This is a genomic window from Streptomyces sp. NRRL B-3229 (genome assembly GCF_000719505.1).
In the GTDB taxonomy this organism is placed as follows: Bacteria; Actinomycetota; Actinomycetes; order Streptomycetales; family Streptomycetaceae; genus Streptomyces; species Streptomyces griseorubiginosus.
The window spans coordinates 40,575-56,406 of record NZ_JOGP01000002.1 but is presented as its reverse complement, the minus strand read 5'-3'; the positions used below and the strand labels follow the sequence as shown (position 1 = coordinate 56,406).

At 67.8% G+C, this 15,832-nt stretch carries 11 protein-coding genes; 4 read left to right on the top strand and 7 right to left on the bottom strand.

Annotated elements, in window-relative coordinates; translation table 11 throughout:
- Window positions 1–105 precede the first annotated feature (105 nt).
- Window positions 106–2,322: an ArnT family glycosyltransferase gene (locus IF54_RS0103255; protein WP_030314250.1), complete on the top strand. Its 2,217-nt coding sequence runs from the start codon at window positions 106–108 to the stop codon at window positions 2,320–2,322.
- 200 nt (window positions 2,323–2,522) lie between these two features.
- Complete coding sequence (locus IF54_RS0103250) at window positions 2,523–3,329, top strand: endonuclease I family protein (protein ID WP_030314249.1); 807 nt, start codon at window positions 2,523–2,525, stop codon at window positions 3,327–3,329.
- 49 nt (window positions 3,330–3,378) lie between these two features.
- Here IF54_RS0103250 and IF54_RS0103245 read toward each other — a convergent pair whose 3' ends face one another.
- The 3 genes from IF54_RS0103245 to IF54_RS0103235 all read right to left on the bottom strand — a co-directional run bounded on the left by IF54_RS0103245 (window position 3,379) and on the right by IF54_RS0103235 (window position 8,248).
- Window positions 3,379–4,104 carry a M48 family metallopeptidase gene (locus IF54_RS0103245; RefSeq protein ID WP_234438907.1) on the bottom strand — a complete coding sequence of 242 codons (726 nt, stop codon included), beginning with the start codon at window positions 4,102–4,104 and terminating at the stop codon, window positions 3,379–3,381.
- A gap of 58 nt (window positions 4,105–4,162) precedes the next feature.
- Complete coding sequence (locus tag IF54_RS0103240) at window positions 4,163–7,735, bottom strand: type I restriction endonuclease subunit R (RefSeq protein WP_030314247.1); 3,573 nt, start codon at window positions 7,733–7,735, stop codon at window positions 4,163–4,165.
- Between the two features lie 159 nt (window positions 7,736–7,894).
- A complete protein-coding gene (locus IF54_RS0103235; protein WP_030314246.1) occupies window positions 7,895–8,248 on the bottom strand; it encodes a hypothetical protein in 354 nt (117 codons plus the stop codon).
- Between the two features lie 553 nt (window positions 8,249–8,801).
- Here IF54_RS0103235 and IF54_RS0103225 point away from each other — a divergent pair.
- Entirely contained in the window at window positions 8,802–9,596 is a 795-nt protein-coding gene (locus IF54_RS0103225; RefSeq protein WP_030314243.1) for a helix-turn-helix domain-containing protein, read from the top strand.
- Window positions 9,589–9,810 (top strand): DUF397 domain-containing protein, encoded by a 222-nt coding sequence (locus tag IF54_RS0103220; protein WP_037819287.1) that lies wholly within the window; start codon window positions 9,589–9,591, stop codon window positions 9,808–9,810. The genes IF54_RS0103225 and IF54_RS0103220 overlap by 8 nt, the downstream gene beginning before the upstream one ends.
- 59 nt (window positions 9,811–9,869) lie before the next feature.
- On the opposite strand, the gene IF54_RS40880 is transcribed toward IF54_RS0103220, so the two are convergent.
- The 4 genes from IF54_RS40880 to IF54_RS0103200 form a co-directional block, all read right to left on the bottom strand.
- The gene (locus IF54_RS40880) at window positions 9,870–11,120 is read right to left on the bottom strand and encodes a restriction endonuclease subunit S (RefSeq protein ID WP_078851866.1); all 1,251 of its coding nucleotides are present in this window, start codon (window positions 11,118–11,120) and stop codon (window positions 9,870–9,872) included.
- The gene (locus IF54_RS0103210; protein WP_030314236.1) at window positions 11,110–13,731 is read right to left on the bottom strand and encodes a type I restriction-modification system subunit M; all 2,622 of its coding nucleotides are present in this window, start codon (window positions 13,729–13,731) and stop codon (window positions 11,110–11,112) included. The genes IF54_RS40880 and IF54_RS0103210 overlap by 11 nt, the downstream gene beginning before the upstream one ends.
- A gap of 96 nt (window positions 13,732–13,827) precedes the next feature.
- The gene (locus tag IF54_RS0103205; protein ID WP_030314234.1) at window positions 13,828–14,508 is read right to left on the bottom strand and encodes an RloB family protein; all 681 of its coding nucleotides are present in this window, start codon (window positions 14,506–14,508) and stop codon (window positions 13,828–13,830) included.
- Entirely contained in the window at window positions 14,508–15,785 is a 1,278-nt protein-coding gene (locus IF54_RS0103200) for an AAA family ATPase (protein WP_030314232.1), read from the bottom strand. Before IF54_RS0103200 ends, IF54_RS0103205 begins: the two co-directional genes overlap by 1 nt.
- Window positions 15,786–15,832: the final 47 nt, after the last annotated feature.

Below are 15,832 nucleotides of genomic sequence, written 5' to 3'. Positions count from 1 at the left end.
CATGGGGAATGGTTGTGCGAGTCGTTACCTGACCCGTTGCGAATTCACAGGATGGCGCCAGGTACGTCACAGCTCCCGCCCAAGCCGCCTCCGCACGATGCCGGGGTGACATCTGCCACCGATCCCCATCCCCACACCGAGACCGTCTCCGCTGACTGGCCGCCGCCGGCCCCGTCCGCCGCGCCCTCGGACAAGGCCCCCCGCTGGTCCCTGCCCGCGCTGCTCGCGATCCTGGTCCTGGCCGGCGTCCTGTACGGCTGGAACCTGAGCGGCAGCAGCCTCAACAGCTTCTACAGCGCCGCGATCTACAGCGGCACGCAGAGCTGGAAGGCCTGGTTCTTCGGGTCGCTCGACGCGGGGAACTTCCTCACCGTCGACAAGCCGCCGTTCGCCCTCATGGTCATGGGCCTGTCCTGCCGGGTCCTCGGCTTCGGCACCTGGCAGATGATGGCCCCCGAGATCGCGGCCGCCCTCGGCACGATCTGGGTCCTGCACTCCTCCGTGAAGCGGGTGTTCGGACACGTGGCGGCCACCGTCGCCGCGCTGGTCCTCGCGCTCACCCCGATCACCGTCGCGATCAACCGGGACAACAACCCGGACACCCTCCTGGTCCTGCTGATGGTCGGCGGCGCGGCCCTCGCCCTGCGCGCGGTGCGCACCGACCGGCTGCTCCCGCTGATCGGCTCCGCCGTCCTGTTCGGGCTCGCCTTCAACACCAAGATGCTCCAGGGCTGGATCGCCCTGCCCGCCGTCTTCGCGGTCTACGTCTACGCCTCGAAGCTCGGCTGGCGGAAGAAGGCCGTCAATCTGGCCCTCGCGGCAGTGGCGTTGGCGGTCTCCAGCTTCTGGTGGGCGACCGCGGTCTCCCTCGTCCCGGCCGACGACCGCCCCTACATCGGCGGTTCGACCGACGGCTCCGCCTGGAACCTGATCATGGGCTACAACGGCCTGGGCCGGGTCCTCGGCGGCGAGGGCAACGGCGGCGGTGGGGGCGGAGGCGCAAGCTTCGCCGGCACCGCGGGCATCGGCCGGATGTTCAACGACGTCCTCGGCGGCCAGATCTCCTGGCTGATCCCCTTCGCCTTCCTCGCGCTCGCCGCCGGTCTGGTGCTGTGCGGCCGCGCCCCGCGCACCGACCCGACGCGGGCCGCGCTCGTCCTGTGGGGCGGCTGGCTGGTGCTGCACTACCTGACCTTCGCGATGGCCGAGGGCACCATGCACCCGTACTACACGACCGCCCTGGCCCCCGGTATCGCGGCGCTGTGCGGTGGCGGCGGGGAGTTGCTGTGGCGTGCCTTCCGCGGCGGTGACGGGCGCTGGTCCTGGGTGCTGCCGACCGGTCTCGCGGTCACCGGGGTCTGGGCGGTCATGCTGCTGCGCCGGGCCACCGACTGGAACACCTGGCTGTGGCCCACGGTCGCCGTGCTGACGGTCCTCGCGGTCGTAGGACTGTTCGTCTTCCGTACGGCGACCTCGGGGACGAAGGCCCGGCTACTGGCCGTGTCTGTGGCGGCGGCGTTCGTGGCGGCCCTCGCGGGCCCGACGGCGTATGCCGTCTCGCCGGCCTTCTCCGCCACGGGCGGCGGCATGGGCGGCACCAACCCGACGGCGGGTCCGCCGACCGGGGGCGGCATGGGCGGCCCCGGTGGCGGGGGCGGCCGGGGCGGCTTCGGCGGCGGGCCGGGCGGGCAGCAGGGCGGTACGCGACAGGGCGGCCAGGCGAACGGGGAGTTCCCGGGCGGTGCCAACGGCCGGCCCGGTGGCGGCAACGTCGAGCTTCCGCAGAGCGGCGGCGCACCCGGCGGCACGAACGGGGAGCTCCCGGGCGGCGGCACGGCTCCCGGCAGCCGGAACGGCGAGTCCGGTGCCTCCGGTACGGCCCCCGGCGGCACCGGCGGCATGAGCGGTGCCCCAGGCGGTGGCATGGGCGGCAGCCTCGACAGCGCGCTGATCTCCTACCTGGAGAAGCACCAGGACGGCGCCAAGTGGCTGCTCGCGGTGTCCAATTCACAGAGCGCGGGCCAGCTGATCCTCAGCACCCACAAGCCGGTCATCTCCATGTGGGGCTTCACCGGCAGCGACCGCGCGATGACCCTGGCCAGGCTCAAGGAGCTGGTGAAGAAGGGCGAGCTGCACTACATCCAGCTCGGCGGCGGAGGCATGGGCGGCAACAGCAGCCTCAACCAGGAGATCACCAGCTGGGTCCAGAAGAACGGCACGGCGGTGAAGGCGAGCGACTACGGCACGAGCGCGAGCAGCGGCTCCGCATCGGAGACGACCACCTCGACGATCTACCGCCTGGACCCGTCCGACGTCAGCTGACCCAAGAGCCGGTCAAGTCCCGGTCAACGGCCCCCGATCACGCGTCGGGGGCCGCTGCGCGTGTCAACTCGCGTAGACACACCCCGATTTGCCGTTTCGCGACACTCAATGGACACGTGCAATCCATTTACAGGGCCGCATGCACATGTCACGCTCCCAACTGCCGCCTCCGTTCAACCCGCGTAGATGGGACCCCCTTTATGCTGGCGACACGCATCCGCAGCTGGAAGTCGGTGGCGCTGACCACCGCAGCCGTGCTGGTCGGTCTGGCCGCGCCGGTCGTGACCACGACCCCGGCCGCCGCCACGACGACGGCGTACGACTCGACGTACTACAAGAACGCGATCGGCAAGACGGGGACGACCCTCAAGTCGTCCCTGCACACCATCATCAGCGCCAACGTCACGAAGATCTCGTACTCCGCGGTCTGGAACGCCCTCAAGGTGACCGACCAGGACCCGAACAACAGCAACAACGTGATCCTGCTGTACAGCGGTGTGTCCCGCGCCAAGTCCCTCAACGGCGGGGACGTCGGCGACTGGAACCGCGAGCACGTGTGGGCCAAGTCCCACGGCGACTTCGGCGAGGTCACCGGCCCCGGCACCGACCTGCACCACCTGCGTCCGGCCGACGTCCAGGTCAACAGCATCCGCGGCAACCTGGACTTCGACAACGGCGGCAGCGCCGTCACGGGCGGCGGCGGCTCCACCGTCGACTCCGACTCCTTCGCGCCGCGCGCCGCGGACCGGGGGGACGTGGCCCGCATGATCCTCTACATGGCGGTGCGTTACGACGGCGGCGACGGCTTCGCCGACCTGGAGCCCAACGAGAAGGTGGGCAACGGCTCCGACCCGTTCATGGGCAAGCTCTCCGTCCTCAAGGCGTGGAACGAGGCGGACCCGCCCAGCGCCTTCGAGGAGAAGCGCAACCAGGTCATCTACGACACCTACCAGCACAACCGCAACCCGTTCATCGACCACCCGGAGTGGGTCGAGGCGATCTGGTAGCCATTGCCGTGGCTGGGCTCCTGTCTCGATGAAGGGAGTCCAGCCCGCCCTACCGAATGTCGCCCATCCAGAGCCGTCGCCCCAGCTCGTCGAGGTCCGCCCGCCGCTCCTCGTACTCAGGCAGCGCTACCCGCAGCAGCCGCCAGAAGTCCTCCCGGTGCCCGGACACCTTCACGTGGGCCAGTTCATGGGCGATGACGTAGTCGATCAGATGCATGGGCAGCTGGAAGAGCGGCCACCCGAGACTCATCAGACCCTTGGCACCCGCCCCAGCCTGTGGCGGCCGGTACGAACCCCATCGGTCCCCCAAGTCCCGCACGTCGAGTTCCGGCTCGGTCACCCCCATACGGGCCGCCCACGGCTGAAGCCGCTGTCCCGTCCACCTCAGGCCGGCCCGGCAGTACCAGTCCACCAGCGCCGCCCGACCCGCCTGCGGCTCCACCGCCAGATCCGGGCCCATGACGAGGCGCCCCGCGATCAACCGGACCCCTCCGCCCGTCCCCTCCTCACCCGACACAGTCAGCCGGTACGTCCTCCCCAGATAGCGGAAGACCTCTCCGTCGGCGAGCTGCTTGACGGGGCTGAGCGGGCGGGTGCGTTCCCGCTCCCGCCGCTTGGTCAGCAACCAGTCCCGGTGCGCGCGGACGAACTGCTCCGCCTCGGCCGTCGAGCGCCCGGTTGGGGTGTGCAGGGTGAGGGTCGCGTCGGTCTCGACGGTCAGGGCGAACCGTTTCCTGCGGGCGCTGACACGTACCCGCAGAGACAGTCCATCCACAGTGAGGAGGGCTTCGGGGGCGGAACACGTCGAGGGGTCGGCCGGAGCGGTCACCCGCCTATTCTCCCCTCGCCCTGCTCCGGAACTGCCGCAGGTTGTTCTGTGCGAAGGACGCCAGGCGCTCCGCCGCGTTCCCCAACGACGCCCAGTCCCCGTCCACGGGCCGGACATCGTTACCAAGCAGGACGTCCTGGAGGTCCCCGGCCAGCGCGCTGATGTCCTGGTGCTGCCCCTGGTACGACGCCCTGGCCATGGCTCTGGTAGCCACGTCGCACACCCTGCCCGTGAGCCGCCTGACGTCTCCGTCACCGGCGAGCCTGATTCCGGGGGTGTCCTCCAGGATCTGCTCCACCAGCCGGTACACCCGCTGTTCGAGCGGCGTGAGTCCGGCGAGTTCCGGGGACTCCTCCTGTTCCTGCCGGGCCTCCTCGATCAGCGGGCCGAACTCCTCGATCTGCTCCTCGAAGCGGCCCGGCATCGTGCGCAGGATCTCTTCCAGGCGCTTGGAGAGCCGCTCGTACTTCGCGGGGTCCTCCCGCTTAGTCCGCTCCTCCAGGTGGAAGCGGAGCGCATGGCCCATCTCCGCCGCAGCCTCCTGCGGCGGCAGCCGCCGCACGGCGTCGTCGAAGGTGAGGGCGGTGAGCGAGACGGGTGGGATGACCTGGTCGATCTCCGGCCCTTCGAGGTGGTCGGCGATCATCGCCCGGACCTTGCGCCCGTACCGGCGCAGGGTGAACGTGCCGCCCTCGGCGTCCCGGCACAGCCGCCGCACCCGCTTCTGGAGCAGGCTCCAGCGCCGGGCGTCCGCGACGTAGTCCAGGGCGTCCTCGTGCGGAAGGACACGTTCAAGGGTGGCGAGGAACTCGTGCAGCACCTCGTCGAAGTCGAACCGCAGGTCTTCGGGTTGGAGTGCAAGGGCCGCGGGTCCCAGCTTGGCGAGCTGGTCGAGCTGCGCGTCGTCGATGCCGTTGCGCCGCAGGAAGTCGCGGACCTCCTGGGCGGCGGGCCCGAGTTTGCCCACCTCGTAGGACAGATCGCGCATGGTGTCGGTGACGTCGGCGTTCCGGTACCCGGCGAGTGCGCTGGAGAGGTGCTCGAAGACGCCGTAGTAGTCCACGACGTAGCCGACTTCCTTGCCGGGCGAGGTGCGGTTGACGCGCGCGACGGCCTGGAGCAGCTCGGCATCACGGATGGGCCGGTCCAGATAGAGCACCTGCTCGCGCGGGGCATCAAATCCCGTGAGCAGCATGGACTTCACGATCAGGAAGGCGATGGGGCTGTCGGGGTGCACGGGGTCGGGGACCGAGGTGGGGAGCGGCGACGGTTCGCTGTTCGCGGCCTCGGACCACGGGGCGTTCATACCGCCGACGGGACCGGTGGGAGGGGTCGGGGCCTGCGGCAGGCTGAAGGGGGTCACCGCGACCCACTCCGAGTCGGGCGCCAGCTCGGGGAAGGCCTTCTGGAAGCGCTCGGTGTACGCCTCCTGGCGACCGGAGTCGGTCCACTCCCTCCATTCCCCCCGCTTGTGGCCGGAACCCGGGGAGATGACGGGAACGAAGTCGATCCGCCGCAGCAACGCCCGGAACTGGTAAGCCTGGTGGAGATAGCGCTGTCTGGCGGACAGCTTCTCCAGCGGTGTCCCCGCCACCGACTCCGGATTGAACTCGGCCAACTGCGCCAGCAGTTCGTCACGGGCCTTGCGCAGGGCGTGGTGGTACTGCACGGCCGCCTTCCGGCTGACGGCGGCGACCTGTGCCTTGAAACCGCCGGGCAGCACCGTGGTCACCCAGTGCTCCAGCATGTCCTCGGCCTTCGCCTCGATCATGGGAACGGACTCGGCGACGTCCCGCTCGGTGGGCCACCGCTTGAGGAGCGCGGCCCGCTCCTCGGGGGTGCGGTCCCGGACGAGGTCGTCGAACCCCCTGTCGAGGACCTCCCCGTCACGGACCTCACCCTCCCCCGTCCGTCCCTCGTAGCGGATGCGGACGACGACGCCGTCGTGCTCGGCGTCCTCCATCCGGTACTCGTCGAGGAAGCCACGCGGTGAGTCGCCCCGCCCGAAGATCCGGCGCGTGTCCTCCTCGCGCCCGGTGATGATCGGCGTCCCCGTGAACCCGATCTTGGCGGCGTTCGGGATCGCCTTGCGCAGGGCCGCGTGCAGGACGCTGGTGTGGGAACGATGCGCTTCGTCGACGAGGACGAGGATGTCCGGCGACCTGTTGCACTCGGGGAAGTCCGGTACGGGTCCGGGGCTTTCGTCCTCGCCCCCGCCCGTTCCCTCTCCCGTCAGATCCCGGTCGTCCCCGCTGCCTTCCGCCTCCCCGGCGAAGGTGAACCCGGTCCCGTACTTCTGGATCATGCCGAAGACGACGCGCCGCCCACCGTCGCGCAGCAGCCCCTCCATCTGCGTCCGGGTCTTCGCCGTCTCGACGTCCGACTCGCTGAGCTTCAGCGTCCGTGAGAGCTGGGTCTGCAACTGGGTGCGGTCGGTGACCACGACCACCATGAACTCACTGAGTTCATGGTGCAGGTGCACCCGCCGCACCAGGAAGGTCATGGTCAACGACTTGCCGGAGCCCTGCGTGTGCCAGATGACACCGCCACGCTCGTCCTCGGTGTCACGCCCGGCGCGGGCCCGCCCGGTCAGCAGCCTGCGTACGGCCTTCTCGGCGGCCCGGTACTGCTGGTGCCGGGCGACGGCCTTCACGGTCCGCACGGCACCGCCGTCCGCATCCGACTCGACGGCCATCGGGATCACGTAGTGCCGTACGACGTTGAGCAGGGCGGTCGGGCGCAGCACCACGCCGACGAGCTTCTGCTGCTCCCCGAGCGGCGGGGGCGCGGCCGGGTCGGCGCCGTCCGCGAGCAGGCCGGCGGAACGCAGCTCCCGCCGCAGCGTGCTCTCCTCCTCCGGTTCGACGCTGCGCCACGGATGGAAGTGCTCGGGCTCGGAGGTGACGGTACCCAGGTAGGCGGTTTCCCCGGCCGCGGCGACGAGGAGCTGCACGGTCCGGAACAGTTCCGGCACACCGGCGGGGACCGGAGTACCGGTGGCGTCGAGGTCCAGAACGGGATTCCCTGCGTAGTGCCGAAGGTCGAGCACGGCACTGCGGACGGGCTCGGCAAGATCGGGGCTCTTGCACTCGACGGCAACGAGCGGGATGCCGTTCACGAAGAGGACGACGTCGAGTATCGACAGCTCGCCGGAACGGCTGCGCACGCGGAGCTGGTCGACGACGGTGAAGGTGTTGCGCGCGACGAGGTCCGGATGCCACTCGACGTACTGCACGGTGGCGGACGGGCCGCCGTGCGCGGCTGAGGGCGAGGGAAGCGTCCAGCCGTGGAGCAGCATGTCGGTGGCGGCAAGGTTCGCCTGCACGACGCCGCTGCCGAGGGAGAGAGAGGCGAGCTCGCCGACCGCCCGCCGGATGTCGTCCTCACCCATCCAGGGCTGGCCGTCACTGCCCCGGAGGTTGATCCGCCGCAGCGCCGGCCCGAGTTGGTCGACGAGCAGCGGCACGGCCGCGTCGAGCGTGTCCAGCTCCAAGCCCGGGACGTGCGTCCACCCCATGGCCTCCAGTTGGGCCACTAACGGCCGCTCCACCTCGTCCCGCTCGACGTGCACCACCACAGCCCCGCGCCTCTCCGTACGTCCCGCTGTTCCCCGGAGATCCATTCTGCGCCGAGGGGGTGGGCTGAGGGAAAGGGATGCAGGGAGTACGTGGCAGATCGTGCGGACGTAGGGGGGCTTTACGCCGGTACGTCCGCACCATCGGCGGAGGCGGGTGGGTCAGGTGCCGGGGTCCTCCTCACGAGCTTCGTCGTCATCGTCCGGGACAGGGAGGCGGGCGCCCCGGCTACGAGCGATGCGGTGCACGTCGTGCAGAGATTCGGTCAATCGGGCTGCGATACAACGGAGTTGAGGCGCAGTGGCCTTGATGTCGGCAAGGAGATCGGCGGCATGGTCGAGAAGGTCGCCGGCCATGCCGAGCTGGACGGCCTCGACATTGTCGGCCACACGGGAGAGAGGACCGGTACCGGAGGCGTCGGCTACGAGGTAGCAGGGGTTGCCGTCGGGGCTGGACCACGGGAGGAGGCGGGGGCGCGTGGCTGTGGAGGCGGCGTCGTGGCTCATGTAGATCATGCGGCGGCCACCTCGGTGCTCCGGGTCCGGCGCGAGCCGACCTCCACACCGTGGATGTGCCGTGGCCCTACATCGATGCCGTGCACAGCGAGCCAGAGGGTTCGACGACGGGCGCGCTGCTGCCTGGCCTGCACACGCTGTTCGTGGGTGAGGAGGTAGGGGCGGACGAGCGGGGAGTCCTCGCCACGGATGAGGGCTTCGTGCGGGGAGGGGTCACGGCTGGGGGCGGCGGCTCCCGGTGCAGGGGCGGGCCGCACCCTTCCCTCGGCACGGTGCCGGTTCTGGTGCCGGTGGCACCCGGAGGCGGGCAACAGGAGCCGCAGCAGCGGCTCAAGGAGGCAGGCAATAAGGTTTAACACGTCTTCAACTCCGTTGCGGTTGAGGGCCATGCCCCCGGGCCGTCGGTAGCGGTCGCGGGGGTCTTCCGTACCCGAGGGCAGGTCGACATGCATGAACGTCGCTGTGTAGCGATCCACTCACAGAGTGAGATGAGTCGGACTAGGCTCGCCAGAGGGCTGGATGTGACAACGCATCTGTCACACGGGAGTTGACGATGAGCAACATCTATGGGGAGTGGTTGAAGGCTCAGCGCGAGGCGGCCCGGCTGACACAGCAGGAGCTGGCGACGGCCGCTGTCATGACGCGTTCGCACATCGCGCACATCGAGGCGGGCCGACGCACCCCGTCGAAGGAGGACGCGAGACGGCTCGACAGGGCGCTGAACACGGGCGATGTGCTCAGCAGCTTCCTGCCGGACGACGACACCGCTGTCGCGGGGTACTTCGAGGCAGCCCTTCAGCTCGAACAACAGGCGACGATGATCCGGGAGTTCGCCCTGTCGTTCGTCCCCGGCATCCTCCAGACGGAAAGGTACGCACGTGCGGTTCTGAGCACGTCGTTCCCTCCGGTGGGTGAAGTGGAATGTGACAGGCTCGTTGTCACACGCCTTGAGCGGGCGAAGATCCTGGAGGACCCGGTGACGCCCGTAGTGTGGGCGCTACTGGATGAGGCCGTGCTGCGGCGGGTGGTGGGCGGGCCGGAGGTTATGGCGGAACAACTCCGCCACATCGTGAAACTGGTGGAATCAGGACGCGTACGCATCCACGTGTTGCCCTTCGGGCTGGGAGTCCACCCCCTCATGCAGAGCATGCTCACCCTACTCAGGTTCGAGGATCAGCCGCCGGTGGCGTACTCCGAAGGCATCCAAGTGGGCAAGATTCACGACTCCCCCGCCATGGTCGACCGCCTTGAAGGCACCTACGATCTCGCGCTAGGTGACGCAATGCCGCTCAAGGAATCACTGACCCTGATGAGGGCGACAGCAAAGGACTATGAACATCGTGAATGAACCCACCATCCCCAACGCCTCGTCCCAACACGGCTGGCGCAAGTCGACGTACAGCGGCAACGAAGGCGGCAGCTGCATCGAGGTCCTGGACGGCTACCCGACCGGCGTCCCGGTACGCGACTCCAAGGTCCCTCAAGGGCCCGCGCTGGTCTTCCCATCAGCCAGCTGGACATCGTTCGTCACAGCAGTCAAGGACGGATACCAGTCCGCCTGACTGCTCACCGCCACGATTCATCCGGCCCGCATCCCTTGGGCGGGCCGGACACCGTTCCCTCAGGCAGCCACGCCAGAAGCTGTGACTCGCCGCCCCGACAACAGATCGTCCACAAGCCCTCGCTTAAGCTCACGGAGCTTGTTCAGCTCTTCGTTCTCATGCTCGATCTGCTCGTCACAGGCCTCCAGCATGGCTACGATGCGACGCTGTTCAGCCAGGTCGACCGGGAGATCAATCTCCAACTCCCTCAAGCGGGTTGGATTGACATTTACCTGCTGCACGGCAACCGTCGAAATCGATCGCACCCGTTGGCGAACGAGAGGGTGCATCAGCCATTCGACAAGGTACTCCGGTGTCACACGTTGCAGGTCCGGGACGAGGCGAACCAAATACGACGCGAAGGTCGCGCTCGGCAGTTCATCACGCCACATGGCCGCTTTGCCAATATGTTCCATACTGTTCGTCCTGTTGAATAGGACGTCCCCACTCCGGAGAAACAACTTCGCAGGAACTGGCACCGGACAGTACCGGAGGTCATCCGCATCAATCCTGCCACTCTGAATATTGTTCATACGCAGAACCGGCACACCGCGAGCATCCCTGTCGAGAGCCTCAGAGACCCCGTATTCAGCTGACGGAACAATACTTTTCAACGGTACGCGCGCCCATCCTGACGCCGGATTTTCACTGCCGACAGAAGCCATGGAGGTCAGCAGAGCGCCATGCCGCACGTTACGGAATTTACTGATGGACGCATCGATCCCCTGCTCCGCTGCCTCGAAACCAGCAAGAATCTCCACGATTCTCGCCTGCTCATGCATGGGCGGAATCCACAGCGACTGCTTCAGGTAGTCCCCGAGCTTCAGGTTGACTAGGCCCGTAGTCTGCTGCTGATACCGCCAAATGCGAGGCGAACGGTAAGCAGCCACCAGAAGATGGGCCAGATATGCTGGATGCACTAGATCAGCATTCGGGCGAAGCACACGAAAGAAGTTTGAGCAGATGTAATCCAACTCGTCAGACTGGACGTTATGAACAGCCACCCTACCAACTGGAGTTCCCGGACCTCCACCAGATGCTTCCAGTAGGAGATCACCGGGATGAAGTCGCTTGCGCGAGATCTCGCGAGTCTCCAGAACCCTAAGGGCCGGATGGCTATAGTCAACTCGCCCTTCCGAATCGATATTCGTGGCCCTCAGGACGCGCACATTGGGTTTCCGAAAATCTGTCGGACTCTCGCCCCAAGCTCCTGCAAAGACTGAATCAAGGACATCCTCTAGCTGAACCGAATTCCACCCTCTATTCGGCATATCCCAGCTCCTTCAGAAAACCATCCAGCCGATTGACTGAACGCTCCCGCCCCGCCCGAATCTCCCTCAACGAGACGGCGTACTTCTGCTCCCACGTCTCGTAAGACGCCGCCAACTCCCGCTGCCACCGCACCACATGCCCGCCCAGCTTCGCCGCCAAGTCGTCCCGCAACAGATCGAGCACGACCCGGCGCTCCCCCTCCGCGTCCAATTCCTTCCGCGCCCGGAACAAGCGCGGCGGCTCCTCCCCCAGCATCGGCGGATCGCTCGGGTACGGATGCCGGTGGAAGTCCGCCTCAAGGCGTTTGATTTCCGCGCCCGCCTTCGTGCGTGCCTTCTTCACCTTCGCAAGCTCAGCCGTGAGCCGGTCCAACTCCTCAACGCTCAAAGCGACTTCCGCCGAGTCTCCCTCACCGTCGGCTGACTCACCGTCGGCCTCCGGCTCGTCCCCGCCCCCAGAAAGACGCGCACTAAGCTCCTTGAACCGCGCGTCCGCCTCCGCCTTGCGCGCGTCAGCCTCCGCCAGCTCCTCCAAGAACCGGGGAGCGATCGCGGCAACCACCTTGTGGTCGTACGCCTGACGCCGCTCCGCCGCCGTCCGCGTCCGCAGCTTCTTCGTCCGCGCGTCCTGTTCGGGCGAGAGCAACGTGTCGACGTTCTCGACCCACCCGTCGACGACACCCCCGAACCCGTTCTCCGACAGGGCGAGCAGGTCGTATTTCGCGTCCCACCACCATCCCGCGACCGCGCCGGACAACGCATACCGATCCAGCAACTCAACCCGACACAGCCGTTCCACGAACGACCCCATCAACTGCCCCCGCACCGCCATCAACGCGGCCTTGCGCTCGGAGGATGTGGAGGAAGCGAGAGTCTCAGGCGTAGCCGCCACCGCCTCCAATCGCAGGGCGGCCTCCTCCTCCCACCACTTGCCGAACTCCGCCCGCAGCGCCTCCTCCCGAGGCCGGGCCAGCTCGCCCAGCTCGGGACGGCCGCCCGCCGCCTCGTCACGGAAGTCGACGTACGCCGGGTCCGCCGGCTCCCGCTCCACGAACAGGTCGGTCACCCCGATCCCGTACGAGTCGAGCAGCGGCTTCTTCGCCTCGATCTCCGCACGCGGCACCCCGCCCACCAGGTGGGCCCGCACGTCCTGCGGCTCGGGCGGCGGCGTGTTGTCGACGTACCGGCGGATGTTCAGGTTGTCGTCGTTGGCGGCGAGTTCCTCGCGGGTCACAATCCGCGAGAAGCCGGGTACCTCCTCGTACGCGTGGAACGTCGAGACGATCTTCTCGGCGTGCTCGGGGAGCAGGATGTTCTGCGCCCGCTCCGCGTGGAACTCGCGATCGGCGTTGATGAACAGCACCTTCCGCTCCCGGTCCCTGTCCTTCCGCCCTGGCGGGCGCAGCACCAAGATGCAAGCCGGGATACCCGTCCCGTAGAAGAGGTTCGGCGCGAGGCCGATGACCGCCTCGATGGCGTCCTTCTCCAGCAGCTCCCTACGGATGGCCTGCTCACCGCCACCCCGGAACAGCACCCCGTGCGGCATGACCGTGATCACCATGCCGCCGCGGGAGCCCTCCCGCTTGGCCTCCCACAGCATGTGCTGGAGGAACATCAGGTCAGCCTTGCCGCGCTCGCTCGTCGCCCCGTACTTGGCACGCTCGGCCGGGTGTGCCAGGTCCGCGAGGGTGTAGTCCAAGGAGAACGGGGGATTGCTGAGCACCCCGTCGAACCGGTCCTCGTCCGAGCGCGGGACGTGCGCCGGCTGCGAGAGCGTGTCCCCGGTGGCCAGGTCGAAGCGGCGCACCCCGTGCAGGACCATGTTCATCGTCGACATGATCCAGGAGCCAGAGTTGGCGTCCTGACCTGCGAAGAACATCGACGACGTGTCGCCGCCGTGCTCCTCCACGTACTCCGCCGCGTGGATCAGCATGCCGCCCGAGCCGACGCACGGGTCGTAGATCCTCATGTTCTCGGTGGGAGCGAGGAGTTCGACCATCATGCGGACCACGGCGCGCGGGGTGTAGAACTCGCCGCCCTTGCGCCCGGCCGAGTCCGCGAACTCCTTGATCAGGTACTCGTACGCGGCACCGATCAGATCGGGGAACTCGAAGTCCTCCGTGCGCAGCCGGATCCGCCCGAAGTGCGCGATGAGGAGTTTCAGGCGCTGGTCGGCGAGCTTGGCCGCGCCGGACGCGGCACCCGACCCGCCGATGCGGTTGAAGTCCAGGTGGTCGAAGAGGCCCTTGAGCTTGCTGTTCTGCCCCTCAAGCGCTTGTAGGGCGGGACGCAGGGTCATCTCGTTGATGTTGTGGGTGGCGGCGGAGACCTCGGCCCAGCGAGCGTCCTCCGGCACGTACAGCACATCGCGCTTGCGGTACGGACCCGGCTGCTCCAGATAGCCGGGAAGGTCCTCGTCGGCGAGCTTCAGCTCCTCTGTGGCGTACTGCCTGAGCCTGTCCCTGGCCGCCTCGAACTCGTCGTTGGCCCGCTTCAGGAAGAGCAGTCCGAAGATGTAGTCCTTGTACTCGGAGGCGTCCATCGAGCCGCGCAGAATGTCCGCGGCGGCCCACAGATGCCGTTCCAGCTGGGCGAGCGTCAGCTTGGCCACGTACGACTCCCTACGACCCGACCTGTGATGACGGAGAGACCCTATGACCCCGCTCGGGCCATACCGAAATCAACGCATGATCATGGCCGAGAAAGGTCAGTAGCTGTCGATGTGCAGCGCCTTCTCCACGAACTCGTGTACGTCCGTGTAAGGGTCCCTGTCCCACTTGCCCACATGGGCCGGATGCTGGCCGTTCATCCGCTCGGCGTTCTTCCGGGCCGTCTTGTAGCTCCCCAGGATCTGGTGCGGCAGGACGACCTTGGGAGTCTTGGCATCCTGGGAGCCCCGCTGGAACGGGAGCCGCCCGGCCGCCCCGTCACACACCCCGGCGAACGAGCCGCTGACCGGCTTGTAGTGGGCGAGGCGCCACACCTCGAAGCACGGATGTGAGAAGGCGACACCGATGCCTGCCTTCTCCGCCTGGTCCAGCGCGTCGCGGACGTACTTGTAGTTGTCGTGGTCGAAGAGGCACCAGACCTGAGGGAGGTACTTCTCCTCCAGTTTGGCCCGCTTCGCCTTGCGGTCCTCTTCGCGCTTCAGCCTGATCGCCTGCTCGACCAAGTCGAGCGGCTTGCGCCCGCTGTCGGCCCTGCGGTTGGCGATGTGCATCTCCACCGGGACCATGTCTGCGAGCGGAACGCCCTGGTCCTTGAGGATGTCGAGATACGAGGGCTCGGTCACCTTGCCCTCGGTGAAGATGAAAACCTGGCGCTTGCGCTGTCCGCCCCGTCGGGCCGGACGCTCCCACGAGTCCCTGCCCTTTTGCGCCCGCCCCATCAGTCGCGCCCCGCCCCGTCCGCTCGCTCGCCTGTCTCGTCGTACGTGCCGGCCTCGCGCGCCACCAGCAGCCGCCGCGCGATCTGCCCCTCCAGGAGGGCCGGAACCCCACCGAAGGCTCCCGCGAGATAGGACTGTGTGAGGTCCTCGTCCTCACCCGGCTCCGCATCGGTGAGGGGATAAAGCGCGGTCGCCCCGCCCTTGTCCTTCTCCGTCAGCCACACCTGCGCCGGGTCGAGGAGCCGTTCGCCGCTCGGGGTGGTGAGCACCGTCGCGTCGTGCGACGTGAAGACCAGCTGGGCGCCCTTGGGGTTCGCGTACGGGTCGTGGAAGAGCCGGACGACCTCGGCCGCGAAACGGGAGTGCAGGCTGGCGTCGAGTTCGTCGACGAGGAGGACCGCGCCTTCGTCAAGGGCGAGGAGCAGTGGACCCAGGAGGGCGTACCAGGACCGGGTGCCGTAGGACTCCTCCTGCCAGTCGAAGGAGACGTCCCCGGCAGCCGAGTGGTGCGTCAGCTTCACCGTGTCCTGGCCCGGGCCGTCCTGGACGACCGTCGCTCCGGTGATGCCGAGGTCGGCGACCCTCAACAGTTCCTGGATCCTGGTGGCCCTCGGACCGGACAGTTCCTTCGTGGTGTACCGCGCGCGCTCGTCCCGCTCGACCTCCGGGCTGATCATCCAGAAGTTGCGGCGGAACCAGTGGAAGAGCGGAGAGAGCTGCGGGTGGTTGTCCGTGCCGGCCGTGGAGAGCAGCAGGGCGTTCGGCCGTGTACGCCGTACGAGCTGAGCCCGGTCCCTGACGCGGCTGCCGGGCCATTTGAAGACGTCCGCCCGGGAGGCGTCGCGGTCGAGCCACCCCTGACGGTGGCCCTTCGGATAGCTGTACAGCCATTCGGACTCGACACGGGTGGCGCCGAGCTCGAAGCCGTACGTCCAGCGGACCGAGTCGATGACGACGTCGACCTCGAAGAAGGAGGGTTCGTCCTCACTTTTGGGACTGAGGGCGAAAACCTGGCGCGGGATGCCGTCGTAAGAGGCCCAGCGTGCATACGAATTGAGGACCGCGTTGCGCATGTCCGTCATCGCGGTCAGCACGTTCGACTTGCCGGAGGCGTTGGCCCCGAAGATGCCGATCAGTGGGAGTACGGAGAGGGATCCGCCACCTGCAAAATCCACCGGGCTCGCCGACCCGCCCGGGTCCCCGCCAGGTGCGACGAAGGACAGCTCCTGCTCGTCTCGCAGGGACCGTACGTTCGCGACGCGGAACCTCAGCAGCACGCTGTCCTCCTCTCCTGGCTCAGACTAGTGGCCGCATCTGACATCGG

Excerpts from the sequence above, each read along its gene's own strand:
- IF54_RS0103250 (WP_030314249.1), top strand. The coding sequence starts at position 2,523 with ATGCTGGCGACACGCATCCGCAGCTGGAAGTCGGTGGCGCTGACCACC.
- IF54_RS0103235 (WP_030314246.1), bottom strand. The coding sequence starts at position 8,248 with ATGATCTACATGAGCCACGACGCCGCCTCCACAGCCACGCGCCCCCGC.
- IF54_RS0103225 (WP_030314243.1), top strand. The coding sequence starts at position 8,802 with ATGAGCAACATCTATGGGGAGTGGTTGAAGGCTCAGCGCGAGGCGGCC.
- IF54_RS40880 (WP_078851866.1), bottom strand. The coding sequence starts at position 11,120 with ATGCCGAATAGAGGGTGGAATTCGGTTCAGCTAGAGGATGTCCTTGAT.
- IF54_RS0103205 (WP_030314234.1), bottom strand. The coding sequence starts at position 14,508 with ATGGGGCGGGCGCAAAAGGGCAGGGACTCGTGGGAGCGTCCGGCCCGA.